Genomic DNA, 14,374 nt, shown 5'->3' with positions numbered 1-14,374 from the left:
GAGGGCCAGGGGTCCGAGGACCCGGGGGCCTCACCGGAGCGCACCGACCGCCCGGGACCCGCGATCGCGACGCCGGCCCGGAGCCCGCGAGCCCAGGGGTCCGAGGACCCGGGGGGCTCACTCGCCCAGGCGGTCGGCCAGCTCCAGCCACTCGCTCTCGATCGCGTCCTTCTCCGCGATGATCTCCTTCAGCTCGGCGTCCAGCGAGGCCAGCCGGCCGTAGTCGGCGGCCGCGTCGGCCATGGACGCGTGCAGCTTCGCCTCGCGGCCGTCCAGCTTCTGAAGCTGGCGCTCCAGACGGGAGAGCTCCTTGCGGAGCTCGCGCTCGTCCCGCGCCGACAGGCCGGTGCCCGGATCCTTCGCCGCGGTGGCGGAGACCGCCGACGCCGTACCGGAGACCGCGCCCGAGGCCGCCCGCGCGGACACGGCCGCGCCCGAGGCCCGCCGGGCGAGGTACTCGTCCACCCCGCCGGGGAGCATCGACAGCCGGTGGTCGCCGAGCAGCGCCACGGTCTTGTCGGTGACCCGCTCCAGGAAGTACCGGTCGTGGCTCACCAGGATCAGCGTGCCCGGCCAGCCGTCGAGCAGGTCCTCCAGCTCGTTGAGCGTCTCGATGTCGAGGTCGTTGGTCGGCTCGTCGAGCAGCAGCACGTTGGGGTCGTCCATCAGCAGGCGGAGCAGCTGCAGACGACGGCGCTCGCCACCGGACAGGTCGCCGACGACCTTCCACTGCGCGTCGCCCTTGAAGCCGAGACGCTCCAGCAGCTGGGAGGCGGTCCACTCCTTCTTGCCGACCTGGATGAACTTGCGGACCTCCTCGACCGTCTCCAGCACCCGGCGCTCGGGGTCGAGCTCGCCGAGCTCCTGCGACAGATGCGCCAGGCGGACCGTCTTGCCCCGCACCAGCTTCCCCGAGTCGGGCCGCACGGTCCCGGCGAGCAGGCGCAGCAGGGAGGACTTGCCCGACCCGTTCACGCCGATCAGGCCGACCCGGTCACCGGGACCGAACTGCCAGGTCGTGTGGTCCAGCACCAGCGGCCCCTGCCCCGGCCCCCCGGCGTGCAGGGTGACGTCCTCCAGGTCGTAGACCGTACGGCCCAGCCGGGCGGCGGCGAACTTGACCAGCTCGACGCTCTCCCGCGCCGGAGGCTCGTCGGCGATCAGCGCCTGGGCGGCGTCGATGCGGAACTTGGGCTTGGAGGTACGGGCCGGCGGGCCCCGGCGCAGCCAGGCGATCTCCTTGCGCATCAGGTTCTGCCGGCGGGCCTCGGAGGCCGCGGCGACCCGGGCACGCTCGGCCTTGGCCAGCACGTACGCGGCGTACCCGCCCTCGTAGCGCTCGACCGTGCCGTCCACGACCTCCCACGTCCTGGTGGAGACCGCGTCCAGGAACCACCGGTCGTGGGTGACGACCACCAGCGCGGTCCTGCGCCCGGCCAGGTGCCGGGCCAGCCAGTCGATGGCCTCGATGTCGAGGTGGTTGGTGGGCTCGTCCAGGATGATGAGGTCGTGCTCGTCGATGAGCAGCTTGGCCAGAGCGGTGCGGCGCCGCTCACCGCCCGACAGGCTCCCGGCGAGCGCGGTCAGGTCGATGTCGCCGAGCAGGCTGGCCAGGATCTCGCGGATGCCCGCGTCACCGGCCCACTCGTGCTCGGACCGGTCGCCGAGGACGATGTCGCGCACCGGCCGGGCCGGATCGAGATCGTCCCCCTGGGAGAGCGACCCGACCTGGAGCCCCCGGTTGTGGGTGACCCGCCCGCTGTTGGGTTTGAGATCACCGGCTATCACCGAGATCAGGGTCGTCTTGCCACCGCCGTTGCGGCCGACCACACCGATGCGGTCACCCGCCTCGATGCCGAGGGAGACGTCGCTGAGCAGGGGCTTGGGACCGTAGGAGTGGGAGACCGACTCAAGATTGACCAGATTCATCGCCACACAAGCGTATCCGCTCCCGGCCGTCGCGCCCCCCGCCGCGGACGCCGCCCGCCCGGCCGGCGGACCGGGGACGGGTCACGCCGCGGGGCCCGGGTCCCGCGCCCCGGCCCTCGTGCCCCGGCCCGGGGACGCCGCCCGGGGACGCGGCCTATCGCACCAGGGGGCCGGGGACGGGACCGTAGGCGGTGATCACGTCGCGCGCCACGCCGGCCGCCTTCAAGGAGGCGGCCAGCTCGCCCGCGTGCTCCGCCGACCCGGCCAGGAAGGCGCAGGTGGGCCCGGACCCGGAGACCAGCGAGCCGAGTGCGCCGTGCTCGCGCCCGGCGGCCAGGGTGCGGGCCAGGGAACCGCGGAGCATCACCGCGGCGGGCTGCAGGTCGTTGCTGAGCCCGGCGCCGAGGGCCTCGGCGTCCCCGGAGCGGAGCGCGGCCAGCAAGGGCTCGGCGGCGCGGGGCCAGGGGACCTGCTCGCCGGTGGCCTGGCGCAGCCGGTCGCACTCGGCGTAGACCGTGGCGGTGGACAGGCCGCCCTCGGCCAGCGCGAACACCCAGTGGAAGGTGCCCGACACCTCCAGGGGGGTCAGCCGCTCCCCCCTTCCGGTGCCGACGGCCGTACCGCCGAGCAGGGCGAAGGGGACGTCGCTGCCGATGTCGGCGGCGATCTCCATCAGGTCCTCCAGCGGCAGGCCCAGGCCCCACAGCTCGTTGCAGGCCACCAGGGCCGCGGCGGCGTCGGCGCTGCCTCCGGCCATGCCGCCCGCCACCGGGATCGCCTTGCGGATGACCAGGTTCACCCCGTACGAGCGGCCCGCGTGACCGGCCAGCGCGAGGGCGGCCCTGATCGCGAGGTTGTCGCCGTCCTCGGGCACCTGGTCGGCGGACTCGCCCTCCACCCGGACGCTCATCCCGGTCTCCGCGGTGGCCGTGACCTCGTCGAAGATCGAGACGGCGTGGAAGACGTTGACGAGGTCGTGGTAGCCGTCGTCCCGCAGCGGCCCGACGGCGAGCTGCAGGTTGACCTTCGCGGGCACGCGGACGGTCACGGAGTTCATGCGTCCCTCACGGAGGCTCGCTCACTGGTCACGACGACAAATCGTAACGGGCTCCTTCCGCGCTCACGCAGACGGATCGACGAATCACACTATGTACGGCAATCAAGGGGATGATCCAGACGGATCACCATCGGCCGCGCCGTCACCGGGACCGGCACCGCCACCGGCGCCGCGGTTCTCGGCGATCCGCGCGAAGTCCTCCACGGTGAGCTGCTCGCCGCGCGCGGACGGGTCGATCCCGGCCGCCCGCAGTGCCCGCTCGGCGGCGGGGGCGCCGCCCGCCCAGGAGGCCAGGGCGGCGCGCAGCGTCTTGCGGCGCTGCGCGAAGGCCGCGTCCACCACCGCGAAGACCTCCTCCCGGGCCGCCACGGTGCTGGGCGGCTCCCGCCGGGTCATCGCGACCAGGCCGGAGTCGACGTTGGGAACCGGCCAGAAGACCGTACGGCCCACCGGACCGGCCCGGCGCACGTCGGCGTACCAGGCGGCCTTGACCGAGGGGATGCCGTAGACCTTGGAGCCGGGTGCGGCGGCCAGCCGGTCGGCGACCTCGGCCTGAACCATGATCAGGACCTTGCGCAGCGAGGGCTGCGTCTCCAGCAGGTGCAGCACCACCGGAACGGACACGTTGTAGGGCAGGTTGGCCACCAGCGCGGTCGGCCGCTCCGCGGGCAGGTCCGCGGGCAGCACGCGCATGGCGTCGGCGAGCACCACGGTCAGGCGGTCGGCCAGCTCGGGCGCGTGCCCGGCGACGGTCAGCGGCAGCTGCCCGGCGAGGACGGGGTCGATCTCCACCGCGATGACCCGGCTGACCTCGGGGAGCAGCGCGAGCGTGAGCGATCCCAGACCCGGGCCGACCTCGATGACGACGTCGTCGGGATCGAGCCCGGCGACCCGCACGATCTTGCGGACCGTGCCCCCGTCGATCACGAAGTTCTGGCCGAGCTTCTTCGTGGGGCGGATGTTCAGCGTATCCGCCAAAGTACGTATCTCCGCTGGACCGAGGAGGCTCATGCTGGTTCCCCGCACGGCGCCGCGCATCCGGCACCCGCCGGACCGCCGCGCTCTCCCCGTCGTCCGTCTCGATCACCCAAGGTCGCTCTCCAATGCCATCCGACAAGTTTCCCGCACCGAAGCCCGTGCAAGAACGCGTGATGGAGCACGAGGGGTTCCGTTGTGGATAACGTTGCCCTACTCGGGACCAACGGCGAGGAAGGGACCCTTCCCGGTGAAGAGGACGTGAACCAGCCCGGTGTCGAGGGGCTGCGCCCCGCCGATCCCGAGCAGATCGGGAGCTACCGCCTTCTCGGCCGCCTGGGCGAGGGCGGAATGGGAACCGTCTACCTGGCGGTGGCCCCCGCGGGACGGCCGGTCGCGCTCAAGGTGGTGAAGGCGGAGTTCGCGATCGAGGAGGGCTTCGCCTCCCGCTTCCACGCGGAGGTGGAGAACGCCCGCCGGGTGGCCTCCTTCTGCACCGCGCAGGTGCTGGACAACGGCACCGCCGACGACGGCCGGCCGTACATGGTCACCGAGTACATCGCGGGCACGCCGCTCTCCCGCCAGATCTCCGAGCACGGCGCGCTGGAGGCCGGGACGCTGCACGGCGTGGCGCTGGGGGTGGCCGCGGCGCTGGCCGCCATCCACGTCGCCGGGCTGGTCCACCGGGACCTCAAGCCGGCCAACGTGATCCTGTCCATGTCCGGCCCCCGGGTGATCGACTTCGGCATCGCCAGGGCACTGGACTCCACGCACAGCTTCACCCGTTCCGGGGAGGTGCTCGGCAGCCCGGGATGGTGGGCCCCCGAGCAGGTCCGCGGCCTGGAGATCACCCCGGCCGCCGACGTCTTCGCCTGGGGCTGCATGGTCGCGTACGCGGGCAACGGCCGCCACCCCTACGGGCGGGGCGACCTGATGACGATGGCGACCCGGCTGCTCAACAGCCCGCCGGACCTCGGTGCCCTCCCGGCCCCGCTGAACGACCTGGTACGGCTGGCGACCGCGATGGACCCCTACCGGCGGCCCAGCGCCCAGGACCTGCTGATCGCCCTGGTGGGGGGTCAGATCGCCGCTCCCTCGATGCCGGTCCCGCTCCCGGCCGACCCGCCCACCCTGATCGCCACCGACCTGCTGAGCGAGTCGTGGCGTCCGCCCTCGAACGTGGAGCCCGATTCCACCCAGACCCTCAGCGCGCTGAACCTGGCCGAGGGGTTCGACGATCCGGCCACGGCACCGACCCCCGTTCCCACCGGGTCGCGGGGACGCGGACCGGCACGTCCGGCCGCCCCCGCGACACCGCCCCCGGCGTCGGCGTCGGCGCCCTCGCCGGCGCCGGCGGACTCCGCCGATCCCGCGCCGACCAGGGAGATCCTCGGAACGACGGGAACCCACGGAGGCCCGGGGACCATCGAGACCCCGGGAGGCCCGGGGACGCGGACGGACCCGGGACCGGTGGCCGGTTCGCGTTCCGGCTCCCCCGAGGCGCCCGCACGGCCCTCCTCCGGCCCCTTCTCCCCCTCCGTGTCCCCGTCGTCCCCGTCGTCCCCGTCGTCGTCCCCGTCGTCCCCGTCGTCGTCCCCGCCGGGTGCCGACCCCGCGACCTCGCCCTCGCGCTCGTTCACCGCTCCCCTGGCCGACCGGGGCGAGGACCGCGAGGAGAGCCGGAGGGCCACCACCCTGCCGCCGTCGTCCCCGACGTCGCCGTCCTCGCGGGGGTTCCCGGGGTTCCGGCCGGATCTCCCCTCCGAGGCCGGGCCACCCGCGCCGCCCGCCCGGGAGGAGGAGTCCGGCAGGACCGCTCCCCGCAAGCGCTGGCTCTTCGCCGGGCTGGCCGCGCTCGCGGCACTGCTCGTCACGATCGTCGTGCTGCTGAACACCGGCGGGCGGGGCAGCGGATCGGACGACGGCGGGCCGGCGAGCGCGCGGACCGGCAACCTCGCCGGTACCGGCGCCACCGACGTGGGCCGCAGCATCGCCGTCGGCTCCCCCGTCGAGGGTGTCCGGTTGATCGTCCCGCGTTCCCCGGCCTGCGGCCTGACCTCCTACCGGGGGGTCTCCCCGGCCCGCGGGCGCTTCTGCACGATCCCGTGGACGCTGGTCAACACCGGCGGGACGCCGGTCACGCTCGACGGTGCCCCGCCCACCGTCCTCGACGACCGCGGCGCGAGCCATTCGCCCGCCGACGTCTCGACGGTGCCGCCGTCCACCCTCCCGCCGGGGAGCCGGGCGGACGGCGTCCTCGTGTACGACCTGCCGCCCTCCCGCAGGCCCGCGAAGCTGACCGGCGTGACGGTCGAGGGAGGCAACAGAACAGAGGTGAGGCTCTCGTGAGGCCGCTGCTCGCCGTCCTGGCCGCGACCGCGGTCGCCCTGTGGCCCGCAGGGGCTCCCCTGGCCGCCCGGACCCCCCTGAACGCCACCCCGGCCTCGGACTGCTCCGGGACGGGCGCGAGCGACTTCAACGGCGACGGCGTGGACGACGTCGCGGTGGGCGACCCGTTCGCCGACCCCGGCGGGCTAGCGGGCGCCGGGGCCGTGCACGTGCTGTTCGGCCGCGGGGAGGGCGGCAGGGCCCTGGCCGCGCCCCGGCCCGGGGCCGGGGACGGTTTCGGCTGGTCGGTACGGCTGGCCGAGATCGACGCCGACGGCTGCGCCGACCTGCTGATCGGCGCGCCGTACACGGACGTGGAGGGCGTCAAGGACGCGGGAGCGGTCTACGTGGTCCGCGGCGGCCCCAAGGGCGGGACGGCCCGGCTGGTGGCCCCCGAGCCCGAGGCCGACGCGCACTTCGGCTGGTCCCTGACCTCCGGCGCGACGCTGATGGCGGTGGGCGCCCCGCACGAGGACGCCGACGGCGTGACCGACTCCGGCGCGGCCTACCTGTTCGACGCCGCCGCGCCCGGCACGGGCAGGAGGATCTCCCAGCAGACCGGGGGCGTCTCGGGCAACGGCGAGGACGGCGACATGTTCGGCTGGTCGCTGGCGATCGGCAGGATGGGCGGCGAGCCGGGCGAGCTCGACCTCGCGGTCGGGGCCCCGTTCGAGAACGACGACGGGGCGGGACAGCAGACGGGCGAGGGCAAGCTCGACTCGGGGTCGATCGCGGTCGTCTTCGACGTGGGCCGGGAGCGGGACGAGTACCGGAGCAGGAAATGGGACCTGCGCCAGGTCGTCGCCGCGGAGGCGGGCGACCGGTTCGGGTACGCGATGGCCTACGCCGAGCAGGGCGACGTCGGCTACCTGGCGGTGGGCGCCCCGCTCGGCGACGCCGACGGGGTGCAGAACTCCGGCATCGTCCAGCTCTTCCAGGCGTCGAGCTCCCTGGAGATCACCGCCTCGGCCACCTTCCACCAGGACGCCGGAGCCGCCCCCGGGGAGGGGTACGGCTCCTCGCTGGCCCTCACCGCCGAGGGAGGCGTCCGGCTGGCCGTGGGCGTGCCCTTCGACGGCACCGACCGGCGCGGCGGCGTGCACCTGATGACGCTGGGCGACGGGACGGCGGGCCGCACGATCTCCCAGAGCGGGGCCGGTGACCATTTCGGCTGGTCGGTGGGCTTCAGCGGCAACCGGCTGGTCGTCGGCGCCCCCGACCGGGGAGGTTCGGGGGCGGTCGTCCTGCTGGGCCGTAACGACGCCGAGGGGGTCGTGCTCGCGCCGGGCACCGGCAGGATCCCGTTCCTCGACGGCGCCGTTCCCGTCGAGTTCGGTGCCGGCGTGGGCTGACCCGCTTCCGCGCCTCCCGCGCCTCCCATGCCTCCTGCGCTTTCAGAGCCTTCCGTGCCTGCCGCGCTTTCGGGGCCGTCCGTGCCTCCCTGGCCTTCCGTCCCGGCTCCGGGCCGGACGCTCACCAGGCGCCGAAGACGGTCTCCCCGTTGGCGTTGACGGCGGTGGCGAGGTCGGCGACGTCCATCCCCTTGACCTCGGCGAGGCAGCGCAGCGTGAGCGGGATGAGGTAGGGGGCGTTGGGCTTGCCCCGGTGCGGCGTGGGGGGCAGGTAGGGGGCGTCGGTCTCGACGAGGACGAGCTCCGGAGGCGCGACCCGCGCGGCCTCGCGCAGGTACCCGGCGTTCTTGTAGGTGACCGGCCCGGAGAACGACATGAAGTACCCGGCGGCGACGCACCGCTTCGCCATCTCGGCGTCCCCCGAGAAGCTGTGGAAGACCACGATCTCGGGGGCGCCCTGCTCGGCCAGTACGCGCAGCACGTCGTCGTGGGCCTCGCGGTCGTGGATCACCAGGGCCTTGCCGGTCCGCCTGGCGATCTCGATGTGCGCCCGGAAGCTCGCGTGCTGGTCCTCCTTGGAGGCCCAGTCGCGGTAGTAGTCGAGCCCGGTCTCGCCCACCGCCCTGACGTGCGGCAGGCGGGCCAGCTCCTCGATCTCGGCGAGGGTCTCCGGCGTCGCGGAGTGCGCCTCGTTGGGGTGGACGGCCACCCCGGCGTAGACGTCGGCGTGCAGCGCGGCCGTCTCGGCGTTCCAGCGCGAGGAGGGCAGGTCGTAGCCGATCGTGACCAGCCGGCTCACCCCGACGGCGCGGGCCTCGTCCAGGATGCCCTCGACGCCGACCCGGGCCGCCTGCGCGGCCTGGGCGACCGGGTCTCCCGAGGACGCCCGGCGGTCGCCCACCATGATGTCCAGGTGGCAGTGGCTGTCGAACACCTCTACCGGCAGGGGTTCGGGGGCGGCGGGAAGCTTCGTGGCGCTCACGTCGTCCAACCTACCGAGAAGCCGGTACGGCCCGCGCCGGGCCCCGGCCGCCGCGACGGGCCGCACCCGCGGGCACGGGCCGTCGCGACGGACACGGGCCCGGCCGTCACTCCGCCAGGCGGGCCAGCTCCTCGTCGACGATCTTCGGGTCGAGCTTGGCGAACAGCGGGGTGGGAGGGGCCAGCGGGGAGCCCACCCGGATCGGCATCGACTCCCAGCGCGCGGCCCCCTCGTAGGAGCCGGTGATGATCGGGTACGTCCGGCCGTCGTCGTCGGTGACCTCGTGGATCTCCGGCATGCCCGACCATACGCCGGTGCCGCCGAGCATCGCGTAGATCTTGTTCGAGGAGTTGGGCAGCACCGGGGTCAGCAGGGTCTTGGCGTCGTCCACCACCTGCAGCGCCACGTGCAGGATGGTCTTCACCCGCTCGGGGTCGTCCTTGATCTTCCAGGGCTCCTGCTCGGCCAGGTACCTGTTGGCCTCCCGGATGACCTCGAACGCCTCGTTCGTCGCGTTCTTGAACCGGCAGTGCTGGAACTCGGCCGCGGCCTTGGGGAAGGCCCCGCGGCTGCGCTCCAGCATCGCCCGGTCGGCGTCGGTGAGCTCGCCCGCCTCGGGGATGACCCCGAAGTTCTTGGCGGCCATCGAGATCGACCGGTTCACCAGGTTGCCCCAGGCGGCCACCAGCTCGCCGTTGTTGCGGTTGAGGAACTCCGACCAGGTGAAGTCGGTGTCCTGGTTCTCCGGACCGGCCACCGCGATGTAGTAGCGCAGCGCGTCGGCGTCGTAGCGCTCCAGGAAGTCGCGCACGTAGATGACGACCTGGCGGGAGGAGGAGAACTTGCGCCCCTCCATGGTCAGGAACTCGCTGGAGACGACCTCGGAGGGCAGGTTCAGCGCGCCGAGCGAGCCCGGCTCGCCCCCGCGCGCGGCCTGGCCGTTGTAGCCGAGCAGCATCGCCGGCCAGATCTCCGCGTGGAAGACGATGTTGTCCTTGCCCATGAAGTAGTACCCCAGGGCCTCGGGGTCCTGCCACCACGCGCGCCAGGCCTCGGGGTCACCGGAGCGGCGGGCCCACTCGATGGAGGCGCTCAGGTAGCCCACGACCGCGTCGAACCAGACGTAGAGCCGCTTGTTGGCCTGGTCGCTCCAGCCCTCCAGCGGGATCGGCACGCCCCAGTCGAGGTCGCGGCTGATCGCCCGGGGGTGCATGTCGCCGAGCATGTTGAGGGCGAACTTCAGCACGTTGGGCCGCCAGTCGCCCTCCTTGGAGCTCAGCCACGACGCCAGGACCTCGGCGAACGCGGGCAGGTCCAGCATGAAGTGCTCGGTCTCCACGAAGACCGGCGTCTCGCCGTTGACCTTGCTGACCGGGTTGATCAGCTGGACCGGGTCGAGCTGGTTGCCGCAGTTGTCGCACTGGTCGCCGCGGGCGCCGTCGTAACCGCAGATCGGGCAGGTGCCCTCGATGTAACGGTCGGGCAGGGTGCGCCCGGTGGAGGGCGAGATGGCGCCCATCGTGGTCTGCGGGAAGATGTAGCCGTTGGCGTGGAGTCCCTTGAAGATCTCCTGCGCCACCGCGTAGTGGTTCTCCGTGGTGGTCCGGGTGAACAGGTCGTAGGAGAGACCCAGCGCCTGGAGATCCTCGACGATCACCCGGTTGTAGCGGTCCGCGAGCTCGCGGGCGGTGAGGCCTTCCTTGTCGGCCTGCACCTGGATCGGGGTGCCGTGCTCGTCGGTCCCGCTCACCATGAGGACCTTGTTGCCCGCCATCCGCTGGTAGCGGCTGAAGACGTCGGACGGCACGCCGAATCCGGAGACGTGCCCGATGTGGCGAGGGCCGTTGGCATAGGGCCAGGCGACCGCGGTCAGGATGTGCTGGGACATGGTGTCAAGCCTAAGGGACGCGGGCTCGGACCTCGCTCAGGTTTCCTCGCCCGCCCGCCCGTCGGCGGCCTTGCGGTCCGCCGTGACGCCCGTCACCGGCACCGCGGCCGCGGGGACGTCGGCGGTCACGGCACCGGCCGTGGAGGCGCCCAGCGGCGTCTGGGGCCCGCCCACGCTCACCGGGACGTCGGCCGGGTCGCCCGCCGCGGCCCGGCTGACGGCCTCGGCGGCCTCCTCGGCCGCGGAGGCCGCCACGTCGATGGGCGTCTCCTTGGTACGGCGGATGCCGAGGATGCTGATGAACAGGGCCGCGAAGATCGTCTGGAAGCTCACGATCAGCGCGGTGGCCGAGGGCACGACGATGCGCAGCGACTCCGAGGGGATCAGCGGGCCGAAGCTGCGCGTCTGCCAGTGGACCAGCGAGGCGACCAGGCCCGCCAGGCCCGCCAGGGCCAGCAGGCCGCCGACCACGAGCCCCTTCTCCAGGGAGACGATGTCGACGAGCTTGCGCACCCGGGGGCTCTCCGGCAGGAAGCCCTCCTCGGCCGCGTACACCTTGGCGAACAGGGCGAACAGCACCGCCTGGAAGCCGATCACCACCATGGCGGAGGCGCCGACCAGGGTGTCGACGTCGAAGGCGAGCTTGCCGATGTAGACCGGCCCGAAGGTCAGCGCGGCGCCCGCGACCAGGCCGAGGGTCATCACGACCAGGCCGGGGATGAAGAACAGCCAGCGCGGGCTGTAGAGCAGCAGGAAGCGCAGGTGGCGCCAGCCGTCCCGCCAGGAGCGCAGGTGCGGCGGGCGGGAGCGCCCGTCCGGCGAGAGCGTGGTGGGCACCTCGCGCACGTCCAGCCCGGACAGGGTGGAGCGGACCACCATCTCGCTGGCGAACTCCATGCCGCCGGTCTGCAGGCCGAGCCGCAGGATGGCGTCGCGCCGGAAGCCGCGCAGGCCGCAGTGGAAGTCGCCGATCGCGCTGGGGAAGAACAGCCGGCCGATGAAGGAGAGCACCGGGTTGCCCAGGTAGCGGTGCAGCGGGGGCATGGCGCCCGGCGCGATGCCGCCCTTGAACCGGTTGCCCATGACCAGGTCGGCACCGTCGCGGAGCTGCTCGACGAACGGCAGCAGCGCGGTGAAGTCGTAGGAGTCGTCGGCGTCGCCCATGATCACGTAACGGCCCCGGGCGGCGCGGATGCCGCCCATCAGCGCGTTGCCGTACCCCTTGGCGTCGACGTGCACGACGCGGGCACCGGCCTCGCGCGCGATTTGCTGGGAACCGTCCGTGCTGCCGTTGTCGGCGATCAGGACCTCCCCGTCGATCCCGTGTTCCCGCATGCAGGCGAGCGCCTTGCGTACGCAGGTCTCCACGGTCTCCGCCTCGTTCAGACAAGGCATGACCACGGTCAGTTCCACGTCTCAACCCTTCACTCACGGCACAGCTCAATCTCACCATGATGCCCTCTGCGGCCGGGTGCCCGGGTCAACTCCCCGAAACGGCTGGCATCCTGTAATGCATGGTGACCGTCACCGACCGCCCTCGCCTGGACGCCCCCCCGCCTGGGCGGGGCTCCCGCCTGCGAGCCTTCCTGCACCGGCATCGGCTCTTCGCGGCCGTCCTCGCGCTGGCGTTCCTGCTGCGCGTGGTCACCATGCTCGGCTACGGTCCGGCCCTGTGGTTCAACGACTCCTACGAGTACGTCTCGGGGGCCGTCAACCCCGACCGTCCCAGCGCCCTGCGCCCGAACGGCTACTCCTTCCTGCTGCTGCTGCTGAGGCCGCTGCACAGCTTCGCGCTGGTGGCCTTCCTGCAGCACCTGATGGGCCTGGGCGTCGCGGTGCTGATCTACGCCCTGCTGCGCGGCAGGTTCGGGCTGCCCGCCTGGGGGGCGACGCTGGCCGCGGTGCCGGTGCTGTTCGACGCGTACCAGATCCAGCTCGAACACCTGATCATGTCCGACGTGATGTTCATGCTGCTCGTGGTGGGCGTGATCACACTGGTGCTCTGGCACCGGCGGATGTCCTGGCGGCTCGGCGCGGTGATCGGGCTGATGCTGGCCCTGACCGCCCTGACCCGGTCGATCGGCCTGCCGATCCTCGCGCTGGTCGTGGTCTACCTGCTGGTCAAGCGCACGGCCTGGAGGACGATCGCGGCGATGGTCACCGCGTGCGCCCTTCCGGTGGTCGGCTACATGGCCTGGTTCGCCTCGGCGCACGGCAACTTCGCGATGACCAACAGCGACGGCGCGATCCTGTACATGCGGACGTCGCTGTTCGCCGACTGCACGAAGATGGGGATCGACCCGCGCGAGGAGCTGGACCTGGCGCTGCTGTGCATCAGCGCGCCGCCGAGCGAGCGCCACTTCTCCGGGCAGAAGTACCTGTGGTGGGCGCAGAACGGTCAGCGCTTCCACGCCTTCGGGGTGGGCAGCACGTTCACCCCGGAGATGAACAAGACCGCGGGCGCGTTCGCCCAGCGGGCCATCCTGTCCCAGCCGCTGGACTACCTCGGCATCGTGGCCGGCGACTTCTTCCGCGCCTTCCACTGGGGCCGGCCGCGCTTCCCCGACGCCGTGACCTACCTGCAGTACGAGTTCCCGCCGACGATCAAGGTCCTGCCGGTCTGGTCGTCCTACCGGGGCAGCACCGACACCGACGCGCGCGCGTACGACCCCGGCCTGCGGGTCGCGGCGATCCAGGACAAGCCGCGCGTGATCGGCACCGAGCTCAACGACCCCTGGGCCACCTTCATGCAGGGGTACCAGCGGGTCGTCCGGCTGCCCGGCATCGTGATCGGCGCGCTGCTGCTGGTCGGCCTGGCCGGGGTGGCGGTGCGCTGGCGCACCCTGGGCGGGGCCGTGCTGCTGCCGTGGCTGGCCGCGTTCGGGCTCATCCTGGCCCCGGCGGCGACCGCCGAGTTCGACTACCGCTACCTGCTGCCCGCGGTGCCGCTGGCCTGCATGGCCGCGGCGATCACGCTGCGCCGCGGGTTCTCCCGGCCTGCCGACCCTGCCGACCCTGCCGCGCCCACCACCGGCGCACCGGTCACCGCCTCACCCGCCGGCGCGGCGGCGGTCACGCCGGATTCGGCCGGGCCCGGCACCCCGGACCCCGCGTGACGCTCCCGCGCGACCGGTCCTGGCGGGAGGCGCGTCCCCGGTCCGTCACACCCAGCCGCGGAACATCATCCGCGCCCACCACTGCGAGTGCGGGACGACCTCGGCCACCAGCACCGGGTACAGCCACCAGAGGTTGACCAGCGCCAGCAGGGTGAAGGCGCCCACGACCGCGGCGCCGAGCGCCCTGCGGTTGGGCGTGGCGCCGGCCCGGCCGACGACCAGCCCGGCGGCCATGGTCAGCGCGAGGATCATGAAGGGCACCATGGTGATCGCGTAGAACAGGTACATGGTCCGGTTGTCGGCCAGGGCGTAGTAGAACCAGGGCAGCCAGCCCGCGGCGTAGGCGAGCAGGACGGCCCCGGCGCGCCAGTCGCGGGTGGCGACGTACCAGGCGATCATGGCGATGAGCGCGGCCAGGCCGCCGTACCAGATGACCGGGGTGCCGACGCCGAGCACGGCCTCGGCGCAGTCGCCGGCGCCGCACCGTCCCTTGGGCGTCTGGTAGTGGAACGCCACCGGCCGGGACAGCAGGGGCCAGGTCCACGGGGCCGACTGGTAGGGATGCGGGTCCTCCAGCCCGGTGTGGTAGCCGAGCACCTGGACGTGGTAGCTCAGCCAGGAGCGCAGCGAGTCGAAGACGAAGAAGCCCGGCCCTTGAGAGGTGGCCTGTGCCCAGTTGCGGCCCCA

At 73.0% G+C, this 14,374-nt stretch carries 10 protein-coding genes; 3 read left to right on the top strand and 7 right to left on the bottom strand.

Features of this window, described 5'->3' with window-relative positions; translation table 11 throughout:
- Nucleotides 1–117 precede the first annotated feature (117 nt).
- The 3 genes from ACZ6RT_RS07930 to rsmA all read right to left on the bottom strand — a co-directional run bounded on the left by ACZ6RT_RS07930 (nucleotide 118) and on the right by rsmA (nucleotide 3,997).
- Entirely contained in the window at nucleotides 118–1,929 is a 1,812-nt protein-coding gene (locus tag ACZ6RT_RS07930; RefSeq protein WP_470152613.1) for an ABC-F family ATP-binding cassette domain-containing protein, read from the bottom strand.
- A 154-nt stretch (nucleotides 1,930–2,083) separates the two neighbouring features.
- A complete protein-coding gene (locus ACZ6RT_RS07925) occupies nucleotides 2,084–2,986 on the bottom strand; it encodes a 4-(cytidine 5'-diphospho)-2-C-methyl-D-erythritol kinase (RefSeq protein WP_470152612.1) in 903 nt (300 codons plus the stop codon).
- 102 nt (nucleotides 2,987–3,088) lie between these two features.
- A complete protein-coding gene (rsmA, locus tag ACZ6RT_RS07920) occupies nucleotides 3,089–3,997 on the bottom strand; it encodes a 16S rRNA (adenine(1518)-N(6)/adenine(1519)-N(6))-dimethyltransferase RsmA (RefSeq protein ID WP_470152611.1) in 909 nt (302 codons plus the stop codon).
- A 225-nt stretch (nucleotides 3,998–4,222) separates the two neighbouring features.
- Here rsmA and ACZ6RT_RS07915 point away from each other — a divergent pair, with 225 nt between their 5' ends.
- Nucleotides 4,223–6,310: a serine/threonine-protein kinase gene (locus ACZ6RT_RS07915; RefSeq protein WP_470152610.1), complete on the top strand. Its 2,088-nt coding sequence runs from the start codon at nucleotides 4,223–4,225 to the stop codon at nucleotides 6,308–6,310.
- The gene (locus ACZ6RT_RS07910) at nucleotides 6,307–7,701 is read left to right on the top strand and encodes an FG-GAP-like repeat-containing protein (RefSeq protein WP_470152609.1); all 1,395 of its coding nucleotides are present in this window, start codon (nucleotides 6,307–6,309) and stop codon (nucleotides 7,699–7,701) included. The genes ACZ6RT_RS07915 and ACZ6RT_RS07910 overlap by 4 nt, the downstream gene beginning before the upstream one ends.
- Before the next feature lie 121 nt (nucleotides 7,702–7,822).
- Here the strand turns inward: ACZ6RT_RS07910 and ACZ6RT_RS07905 are convergent, their stop codons facing one another.
- The 3 genes from ACZ6RT_RS07905 to ACZ6RT_RS07895 all read right to left on the bottom strand — a co-directional run bounded on the left by ACZ6RT_RS07905 (nucleotide 7,823) and on the right by ACZ6RT_RS07895 (nucleotide 11,984).
- Nucleotides 7,823–8,683, bottom strand: a complete 861-nt coding sequence (locus ACZ6RT_RS07905) for a TatD family hydrolase (RefSeq protein ID WP_470152608.1) — start codon at nucleotides 8,681–8,683, stop codon at nucleotides 7,823–7,825.
- 106 nt (nucleotides 8,684–8,789) lie between these two features.
- Nucleotides 8,790–10,571, bottom strand: a complete 1,782-nt coding sequence (gene metG, locus ACZ6RT_RS07900) for a methionine--tRNA ligase (RefSeq protein ID WP_470152607.1) — start codon at nucleotides 10,569–10,571, stop codon at nucleotides 8,790–8,792.
- Between the two features lie 36 nt (nucleotides 10,572–10,607).
- Nucleotides 10,608–11,984 carry a glycosyltransferase gene (locus tag ACZ6RT_RS07895; protein ID WP_399188255.1) on the bottom strand — a complete coding sequence of 459 codons (1,377 nt, stop codon included), beginning with the start codon at nucleotides 11,982–11,984 and terminating at the stop codon, nucleotides 10,608–10,610.
- 101 nt (nucleotides 11,985–12,085) lie between these two features.
- Here ACZ6RT_RS07895 and ACZ6RT_RS07890 point away from each other — a divergent pair, with 101 nt between their 5' ends.
- Nucleotides 12,086–13,687, top strand: coding sequence for a hypothetical protein (locus ACZ6RT_RS07890; RefSeq protein ID WP_470152606.1), 1,602 nt, complete (start codon nucleotides 12,086–12,088; stop codon nucleotides 13,685–13,687).
- Nucleotides 13,688–13,732: 45 nt separating this feature from the next.
- On the opposite strand, the gene ACZ6RT_RS07885 is transcribed toward ACZ6RT_RS07890, so the two are convergent.
- Nucleotides 13,733–14,374, bottom strand: a 642-nt coding sequence (locus ACZ6RT_RS07885) for a dolichyl-phosphate-mannose--protein mannosyltransferase (RefSeq protein ID WP_470152605.1), incomplete at its 5' end; no start/stop codon positions are given.

Source organism: Streptosporangium sp. NPDC050148, assembly GCF_055586505.1.
Note: the sequence above shows the minus strand (reverse complement) of the source record. Positions and strands in the feature narration are given on the sequence as shown.